A 9,462-nucleotide genomic window follows, 5' to 3' on the forward strand; every position below is an offset into this window, starting at 1 on the left:
TAGGAGAGGGTTTTTTCTTTGTGAAAATAGGTTTTAGGCATGGACTTTTCTGACTTTTTCTACTAAAATATAATATGTGATTCTTTTGAAAAATCCGAGGATTTTCAGAAGAGGAAAGGAGTTTTAATGTATGAAAAATGAACCGTTTACCAAAACTGTTCAACGCTTTTCTATTCGGAAATATTCTATTGGGGCAACCTCTGTCTTTTTAGGGTCCGTTCTGTTTGGGGGTGGGTCTGTCCAAGCTGAGGAGACTCAGACTCTGGGGGATCAATCAAGTTTTATGGGTGTGGAGACACCACAAGAGACTGATACTCAGATGTTAGTGGAGGAGTCATCCTTAGTCTATTCTGCGGAAGCTTCACTGAATCAATCTGTCCCAGAAGTTTCAGAGGTTCCGGTTCCAGCAGTAGTGGTTACGAAAGCAGCAAAGCAGGAGACAGTTCCGACTGAGTTAATGGTTGAGCCTGTCCCAGTTTTGAAAGACACCGCAAGGGCTAAGATTGAACCGGTAGTTGGACCAACCTCCTCATTCGTGGAGAATGAAGGTTGGGCTGCCCAGCCGAACTCTTTTAGCGATAGAGCTGCTCAAACAAGTCCAGAGCAGAAACCAGTATCAGGGCTTCGAATGGCTGGTTCAGCAGGAGAGCGAGTAGCGTTTTTGGCAACGGAAGTTCCTTCGACTGCTCTTAAGACTCCTATTAATTTGAGCGTAAATGGTTTCACCCCCAATGTTGTTGATCCTAACTACATTGTAGAAATCTATGGTGGAACTTATTTTGATCGTTTTGCCAATAATGGAAATCAAATTATTCTACGTCAGATTGATTGGAATAAATTTAAAGGGAGTGGCTTTTCCACCGAGTACAACCGAGAAGGGAATTCTGGGAATTACATGCTTTGGTTTGAGAATCCAGATTTCTACAATAACATTGAGAGTATTAAGATCAAGACGGATTCAATCTATGATATTGATGAGGCGTTCACACCAAGTCAGAATAACCAATTGTGGACAATTCCCGTTCTCAAACGCTTTGTCAGTTTTCCCGATGATCCGAATGTGGCCTCCGATGCAACATCTTTTCCGGTAACGATTACTCTCAAGGGAGGGAAGACCCTGTCGGATTTGGTCGGAAATCAAGCGGTTACCTTCGGTTCAACCTTTGTAAGTGGGGATAACTATGACTTCGTCTTTAATATCAATCGTGTTGTGTTGGACACCTTGAATGGAGCCTGGTTCGCGGTAGACATGCCTAACTATGAGGCGACCCTTGCGGACAAAGCTGTGGAGAGTATATTTTCAGATACAAAAAATCGGAAGATGGAATCGTCCCAAAGCAATCAAGAAGTCTCTGAGTTGTTACCAATCGTTGTTGAAAATGGTCAAGTAGTGGGGTTTAAATTCATCACACGGTATGAGCTGGTTAAGGGGCGCAGTGTATTAACCGAGCCAGAGGGAACTATTCCTTATATTGTTCAGAAACTTCCCCAAGAACTAATGAGCTTGGTGGATACTAAGAATGTACACTTGTATGCGTCCAATGCTGGAGGAGTTAAAATTGGCCAGGGGATTCCATTGGTTGTGAATAGGAGTGGTTTAGTCAATACTAAAGATACGCCAGCTATTAGCCTTGAGGGTGTAATCAGCCAGCAAGAAGCCGAGAGTAAACGGCAAAAATTGGCTCCTATTTTTACACCGATCATTGAGGAAGTCAAAACGCCAAGCGTAACTTTAAGCGATTATTATGAGCCAGCAGCCTATACGATTGAATACAATTTTCAAACCCCACTTAGCCGAGAAGCCTTTGCGGCGGTCGTTGATGGGATTGCCAAGAAAACAGGAGCATCCGCTTTAGCCGAAACCTGGAAAGAACGTGGTGCTCATCAAGGCTCTAATCAGACACAGGGTATTATGCGCAACACCTACTCCAATACTTATGTGGATCGCAGTATCCTAAATGTTGAGAATAAATTGGTTGGTCGCATGCGCCAAGCTGATCTATATGAAATTCATTATCCAAGTGTAGAAGTCCAAGTTGGTAAGTCGGGGCTGGCGGAACAAACAGGTCAAGTTCCTGCAGGAACATCCTTCAAAGTTCTGACAAGTAACGCTTCACAAGTTACATTTGATAATCAAGGAACAGCGACTATCCTCCTTCCAGAAACCGAGAAGTTAGGGGAGACAGTCTATACGATTCTCGCAACTTATCCAGATGGTTCAACGGATCGGAAGGTCTTGACGGTTAATCGGATTGCAGCCAAAAATGAAGAAGCAGATAACTACAATCCAAGCTACAACCCAGCAAGTGTAGAAGCTGGAGAGCAAGTTATCCTAACAGGCAAGGACTTACCAACGAGTGCTATTTACAGTGTTGTTGGTCCTGGTATGACAGTTGACGCTCAAGGTCGTGTGACCGTAGTTGTCCCAGCGGATACCCCATCAGGTAGTCTGTCTGGTAGCGTAACGGTTCATTACAGCGATGGTTCGCAGGATGTTGTGCTAGTGACGGTACAAGTGACTGCTCGTCCAGAAGCAGAGAAATACAACCCAAGCTATGACAGTGCAAGTGTGCAAGCCGGCGACCAAGTTGTTCTCACAGGTAAGAACTTACCAGCGAGCGCTACTTACAGTGTTGTCGGCTCGGGAATGGCCGTCGATGCTCAAGGTCGTGTGACGGTAGTTGTCCCAGCGGATGCCCCATCAGGTGGTCTGTCTGGTAGTGTTACAGTTCGTTATAGCGATGGTTCGCAGGATGTTGTGCCAGTGACGGTACAAGTGACTGCTCGTCCAGAAGCAGAGAAATATAATCCAAGCTATGACAGTGCAAGTGTGCAAGCCGGCGACCAAGTTGTTCTCACAGGTAAGAACTTGCCAGTAAGCGCTACTTACAGTGTTGTCGGCTCGGGAATGGCCGTCGATGCTCAAGGTCGTGTGACGGTAGTTATCCCAGTGGATGCCCCATCAGGTAGTCTGTCTGGTAGCGTCACAGTTCGTTATAGCGATGGTTCGCAGGATGTTGTGCCAGTAACGGTACAAGTGACTGCTAAGCCAGAAGCAGAGAAATATAACCCAAGCTACAACCCAGTAAGTGTAGAAGCTGGAGAGCAAGTCGTTCTAACCGGTAAGAACTTGCCAGTAAGCGCTACTTACAGCGTTGTCGGCTCGGGAATGGCCGTCGATGCTCAAGGTCGTGTGACGGTAGTTGTCCCAGCGGATGCCCCATCAGGTAGTGTGTCTGGTAGTGTCACAGTTCGTTATAGCGATGGTTCGCAGGATGTTGTGCCAGTAACGGTACAAGTGACTGCTCGTCCAGAAGCTGAAAAATACAGCCCAAGCTATGACAGTGCAAGTGTGCAAGCTGGTGATCAAGTTGTCCTCACCGGTAAGGATTTACCAACGAGCGCTACTTACAGCGTTGTTGGTTCTGGTATGACAGTTGACGCTCAAGGTCGTGTGACGGTAGTTGTCCCAGTGGATGCTCCGACAGGTAGTGTGTCTGGTAGTGTCACAGTTCGTTATAGCGATGGTTCGCAGGATGTTGTGCCAGTAACGGTACAAGTGACTGCTCGTCCAGAAGCAGAGAAATACAACCCAAGCTACAACCCAGCAAGTGTAGAAGCTGGAGAGCAAGTCGTTCTAACCGGTAAGAACTTGCCAGCGAGCGCTACTTACAGTGTTGTTGATCCTGGTATGGCAGTTGACGCTCAAGGTCGTGTCACCGTGGTTGTTCCAGTAGAAGCCTCTACAGGTCAGCTGACTGGTAGCGTAACGGTTCGTTACAGCGATGGTTCGCAGGATGTTGTGCCAGTAACGGTACAAGTGACTGCTCGTCCAGAAGCAGAGAAATACAACCCAAGCTATGACAGTGCAAGTGTGCAAGCCGGTGATCAAGTTGTCCTCACCGGTAAGGATTTACCAACGAGCGCTACTTACAGCGTTGTTGGTTCTGGTATGACAGTTGACGCTCAAGGTCGTGTGACGGTAGTTGTCCCAGTGGATGCTGCGACAGGTAGTCTGTCTGGTAGTGTCACAGTTCGTTATAGCGATGGCTCGCAAGATCTCGTTCCAGTTAGCGTTCAGGTGACGGCTAAATCTGTAGAACCAGTTACACCAGAAGCTGAAAAATACAGCCCAAGCTATGACAGTGCAAGTGTGCAAGCCGGTGATCAAGTTGTCCTCACCGGTAAGGATTTACCAACGAGCGCTACTTACAATGTTGTTGGTCCTGGTATGACAGTTGACGCTCAAGGTCGTGTGACCGTGGTTGTTCCAGTAGAAGCCTCTACAGGTCAGCTGGCTGGTAATGTGACGGTTCGTTACAGCGATGGTTCGCAAGATCAAGTAGCCGTTGTAGTTCATGTCACTGCTAAACCAGTGGTGATTCCAGAAGCAGAGAAATACAGTCCAAGTTATGAGACTGTCGAAGCGGAACAAGGGCAGTTGGTGGAGTTAAATGGCCAAGGTTTACCACCTCAAGCCAGCTATACGATTGTTGGTTCGGGTATGCGCGTGGAGCCAAATGGTTTGATTAGCGTACCAGTTCCTTCTGATGCAGAAGTTGGAAATGAAATCAGTGGCCAATTGACCGTTCGCTATGAAGATGGATCTGAAGATCTTGTGCCAATTAAGGTGCGTGTCAAAGCCAAAGCAATGACTGAGGCTGAAAAATTTGCCCCTAACTATGACGTGATGGAGGTTCAAGCTGGGGACAGCTTGATCATTCCAGGCAACAATCTTCCAACTAATGCAAGTTACAGCGTCAATGGTCCTGATATGACGATTGATGCCCAAGGTCGTGTGACAGTCGTTACAGCTGCAGATGCACCAGCCGCTAGTCTGCAAGGGCAGGTTCGTATCCGCTACAGTGATGGTTCAGAAGATCTAGTTCCAATCACCGTTCAGGTGATCGCTAAGCCTGTAGAACCTCAGATGCCAGAGGCTGACAAATACAGTCCATCCTATATTCCAGTTGAGGTTCACGCAGGGACGCAGGTGACGATTCCAGGAATCATTCTACCGGCCAGTGCGACTTACACGATTACAGGTCAAGGAATGACGGTAGATACCCAAGGTTGGGTCACCATCCGTGTTCCAGCAGATGCCGTAGCAGGTGAGGTAACAGGCCAAGTAACCGTTCGTTACAGCGACGGATCTGAGGATCAGGTACCTGTTAAGATTACTGTTAAAGTTTCTGAGGAGCCGGTAACACCGGTAGAGCCGGAAAGACCAGTGGAACCAGAGGAGCCGGTAACACCGGTAGAGCCGGAAAGACCAGTGGAACCAGAGGAGCCGGTAACACCGGTAGAGCCGGAGAAACCAGTGGAACCAGAGGAGCCGGTAACACCGGTAGAGCCGGAGAAACCAGTGGAGCCAGAGGAGCCGGTAACACCGGTAGAGCCAGAAAAACCAGTGGAACCAGAGAAACCAGTAACACCGGTAGAGCCGGAAAGACCAGTGGAGCCAGAGGAGCCGGTAACACCGGTAGAGCCGGAAAGACCAGTGGAACCAGAGGAGCCGGTAACACCGGTAGAGCCGGAAAGACCAGTGGAACCAGAGGAGCCGGTAACACCGATAGAGCCGGAGAAACCAGTGGAGCCAGAGGAGCCGGTAACACCGGTAGAGCCGGAGAAGCTAGTTCTTCCGAATACACCGGTTGCTAAGGTCGAGGATCTGGTGCATGTGGCTCCAAGGCAAGAGACTGTGTCTGTCGGTGAACAAACACAGGCGCAGCAGCTTCCGAATACAGGGGAGTCAAGCAATCCAATAATCAGCTTCTTGACTTGGTTCTTGTCTCTTCTTGGTTTGGGATTCTTGTTTGGAAAAAACAAAAAAGAAGAAAAATAAGCTTTAAAGAGCTTTTGAGCAGGTGAAAACAGACTGTTTTCGCCTGCTTTTTTGTCTCTATCCCTTGATAGTATTGGATTTATTGGAAATTGTGGTATAATAATACTAATTTTGATGAAGGAAGAAGATTGTGAAAAAAAGCTATCGTATCAAAAGAAATCAAGATTTTAAGGCTTTGTTAGCCCAGAAGCGAAATAAGGCTAACCGGAAGTTTGTGGTTTACCAGATGGATAGCGACTTGAAGCACTTTAGGGTGGGGCTTTCCGTAAGCAAACGATTAGGGAATGCGGTGATGCGGAATCGCATCAAGCGGCACCTGCGCCACCTTCTTCAGAAACACCAAGATCATTTAGCGCCTGTGGATATTTTGTTGATCGCCCGTAAAGGGGTTGAAGAATTGTCCTATGCGGAGATGGAACAGAATTTGCTCCATGTTCTCAAATTGGCTGCGATTTATCAAAAGGAAGATGAATGTGAAGAGAAAGAAAATTTTTAGTGCAGGACTTGTGGGCTTGGCCTTAGTTACGCTCACAGCCTGTGGCACCTCTCAGGTGACCAGTCAGTCGTCTGGACTCTGGGAAAAATTGGTTTATTTATTTGCGGAGGCTATCAATGGGCTATCCTTTGGCGGGAATGTCGGTCTGGGGATTATCCTCATGACACTCGTGCTGCGGACCGTGCTTTTACCGGTCTTCCAGTACCAAACCAAGTCTTCTCAGAAGATGCAGGAAATTCAGCCGGCCCTCCGTGCTTTACAAGAAGAGTATCGTGGCCGTGGCCGCGAAGGTCAGGAGGAGTTGGCGCGTAAGACGCAGGCTCTTTATGCGGAGCAGGGTGTTCGTCCCTTTGCGGCTTTTATCCCCCTCTTTGTTCAGTTACCGATTTTATTGGCTTTCTATCAGTCCCTCACACGGGTGGACATTTTGCAAGGAGCCCACTTCTTGTGGTTGGATCTTAGCCAACCCGACCCTTACTTGATTCTCCCATTTTTGGCTGCAGCACTCACCTTTGGGGCTTCTTGGCTATCTACTTATGCTTTAAAAGAAAAAAATGGACTAACCTCCAGCATGACCTATATCATGCCGGTGATGATTTTCTTCCTCTCGCTCTCAGTGGCAAGTGGGGTGGCCCTCTACTGGACTATCTCCAATGCCTACCAAGTTGGGCAGACGCTATTTTTGAACAATCCTTTCAAAATAGTGGCTGAACGCCAACGCGAGGAAGATGAGGCTAAGCAAAAAGTCGTTGCAGAACGCAAGGCCATCCGCAAGGCACAGAAAAAGAGAAAGAAAAAGTAAAGCGATAAAGGAGTTTACTTATGGCACTTTATACAGGAGCTACTGTTGAGGAAGCAATTAAAAATGGACTAGAGGACCTAGGCCTCCCACGTATGAAAGTTCGAATCAAGGTCTTGGCTCGTGAAAAATCTGGTTTTTTAGGACTGGGCAAAAAATTGGCCCAGGTTGAAATGGAAGCCTTAACTTTCACGGACTATGATGACCTCGAAGATACAACTCCCCTTCAAGCTCCCCTAGTGGAAGCTCTGGAAGAGGATGCCCCAGTCGAAAGTCAGTCCCAGGAAGATATGACGGAAGCTATCTCGAAATTAGCCGAAACCGGCAAACTCAGCATTCTCTTCCCGCGTGATCTGCCTAAGGAAGATTTAGTGGAAGAGCAGAAGGAAATCCTTGTTGAAGCTTCTGAGCCAGAAGAAGTGGTAGACGTTGAAATTGCAAGCCCACAGACCGCTGAACCCCTCGCTGAGGTGGAAGCAGTGGAGGTAGCAGAGGTGCTTGAAACTGAGTCGGAAGCGGATCCGATGGAGACACCAGTAGTCCAGGAGGCAGCTGAGGTTACTGAGCCTGTTGTCCAGGATCTTGTGGTTCAAGAGCAGGAACCAGTTGCAGTTGTTGAGGACGAGGCTGAACCCGAAGCGGTTTCCTTTGTTCGCCGTGAGCGTGAGAGCTTGGAAGAAGAGCAGATGGATCAGGCCCAGGCTTATCTGGAAGCTATTCTGAAGGAAATGGATGTGGAGGCTAGCGTTTCGGCATCTATCAGCCGCCGGACCATTTACTTCCAAATTGATACCAATGAGCCAGGGCGCGTGATTGGTTATCATGGCAAGGTACTCAAATCCTTGCAGCTCCTAGCTCAAAACTACCTTTATAATCTTTATGGGCGCACCCTTTTCATCTCGATTAATGTCAATGACTATGTGGAGCACCGGGCCGAGGTTCTCCAAAGTTATGCTCAAAAACTAGCCTTACGCGTGCTAGAAGAAGGCCGAGCTATGGAAACAGACCCGATGTCTAATAGCGAACGGAAAATCATTCATCGCATCATCTCTAAAATCGATGGTGTCACCTCTTATTCAGAAGGAGATGAGCCCAATCGTTATGTAGTAGTCGATATTGAGGAAGAAGAGCTGGAGTTAGTCTAGTAACAAGAGAATGGGACAGGTTCGGAAGGTTAAATACGAACGAAACTGTCAATCAACTACTGCATTAAAGTTGTTTTGCTAACTAAAATAATTGAGGCTAGATTGCTGTCCTAGCCTCTTTTTAAAAATCAGACTAGACTGATATTTTTGAGTAAGAGAACATGTATAAAAAGTTATTTTTACAATCGATAAAAGGCTTCTTTTTTTAGAAGGGACTCCTTAACATGAAAGCCAATGTTTTATATAGGATTAAATTGAAGGAATTAGAAGTTTCAACCTTGAAACAACTTCCTTGTTACGATGTAGATGATTCTGAGGAAATTCATCAAGAGAAGCATGATCAACTTATCGAAGTTATGAACATTTTAGATGAATTAGAGCAGACTATCAAGGAAGATCAATCCACAGACTTCAAAGAAAAAGCTCGTATTCGCTTGATTGATGATGTACGTAAGCATCGATTGGGAATATCGTTTACGCTTTTGGAACTGGATGGGGATAGGCAAGAATTGGCTAACCGTTTTCTACGCTTGAATCTTGATCTGGCAGACAGTTTTTCTGAAATTTTATATGGATATGTGTTAGTTACTGATTTAGCTTTGGGTTTGGAGAGATGGATAGATGAAAAATTTATTGAAACCTTTCTTCAAATGGACGATGAGTTTATAGTCCTCCTCTATGATATTTTTGAACTTTATGAGGAAAGCCAAGGGACCTTGAAATCTAGATTGGAGATTCCTGAGTTAATTGGAATTATTTCAATGTATGAAAAACAAATAAATGATTGGGTACATTATTTGTTGGAAGTTGGAAGCATGGTTGATGAAGGTAAGATTAAGACCAAAAGAATTTCCTACGATTTCAGCGAATGGCAAGGGTTTTTAGATAGCTTAGTGGATGATTATGGTTTGTTAGATAATTATATTTGGTAGGCGGGGATATAATATCGGTAGTTGCATCATACAAGATTAAGGAATAAAAGAGCTTGTTTTTACATTCGATTTATTTAAGGTATCATCGTTTTTTGCTAAATTTCAAGTTGAAATTAGCCACCACTAAGAAATTCCTTTGGTGACTTGTAGTCCAAACATTTTTTAGGATAATTGTTTATCCAATTTTCAATAAAAGCGACTTCTTTGGGAGTTGTTTCTTTGGTCCCTTTTGGTAACCACCTGCG

5 protein-coding genes and 1 pseudogene are annotated in these 9,462 nt (G+C 46.0%); 5 read left to right on the forward strand and 1 reads right to left on the reverse strand.

Annotation, left to right across the window (positions count from 1 at the left end):
* The first annotated feature begins 130 nt into the window (after positions 1-130).
* The 5 genes from HZY94_RS07105 to HZY94_RS07125 all read left to right on the forward strand — a co-directional run bounded on the left by HZY94_RS07105 (position 131) and on the right by HZY94_RS07125 (position 9,217).
* Positions 131-5,845, forward strand: a complete 5,715-nt coding sequence (locus tag HZY94_RS07105; RefSeq protein WP_179925607.1) for a Rib/alpha-like domain-containing protein — start codon at positions 131-133, stop codon at positions 5,843-5,845.
* Between the two features lie 130 nt (positions 5,846-5,975).
* Complete coding sequence (gene rnpA / locus HZY94_RS07110; protein ID WP_179925608.1) at positions 5,976-6,341, forward strand: ribonuclease P protein component; 366 nt, start codon at positions 5,976-5,978, stop codon at positions 6,339-6,341.
* Complete coding sequence (locus tag HZY94_RS07115) at positions 6,319-7,143, forward strand: YidC/Oxa1 family membrane protein insertase (protein WP_303978873.1); 825 nt, start codon at positions 6,319-6,321, stop codon at positions 7,141-7,143. Before rnpA ends, HZY94_RS07115 begins: the two co-directional genes overlap by 23 nt.
* A gap of 20 nt (positions 7,144-7,163) precedes the next feature.
* The gene (gene jag, locus HZY94_RS07120) at positions 7,164-8,285 is read left to right on the forward strand and encodes an RNA-binding cell elongation regulator Jag/EloR (protein ID WP_179925610.1); all 1,122 of its coding nucleotides are present in this window, start codon (positions 7,164-7,166) and stop codon (positions 8,283-8,285) included.
* A 224-nt stretch (positions 8,286-8,509) separates the two neighbouring features.
* Positions 8,510-9,217, forward strand: a complete 708-nt coding sequence (locus HZY94_RS07125; RefSeq protein WP_179925611.1) for a hypothetical protein — start codon at positions 8,510-8,512, stop codon at positions 9,215-9,217.
* Between the two features lie 113 nt (positions 9,218-9,330).
* Here the strand turns inward: HZY94_RS07125 and HZY94_RS07130 are convergent.
* A pseudogene (locus tag HZY94_RS07130) lies at positions 9,331-9,462 on the reverse strand (IS30 family transposase); the annotation flags it as partial.

The sequence above is a fragment of the Streptococcus danieliae genome (assembly GCF_013415245.1).
GTDB classification, from domain to species: domain Bacteria; phylum Bacillota; class Bacilli; order Lactobacillales; family Streptococcaceae; genus Streptococcus; species Streptococcus danieliae_A.

Bases quoted from the DNA above. Each gene is read 5' to 3' on its own strand.
- HZY94_RS07105 (WP_179925607.1), top strand. From the start codon at position 131: ATGAAAAATGAACCGTTTACCAAAACTGTTCAACGCTTTTCTATTCGG.
- jag (WP_179925610.1), top strand. From the start codon at position 7,164: ATGGCACTTTATACAGGAGCTACTGTTGAGGAAGCAATTAAAAATGGA.
- HZY94_RS07125 (WP_179925611.1), top strand. From the start codon at position 8,510: ATGAAAGCCAATGTTTTATATAGGATTAAATTGAAGGAATTAGAAGTT.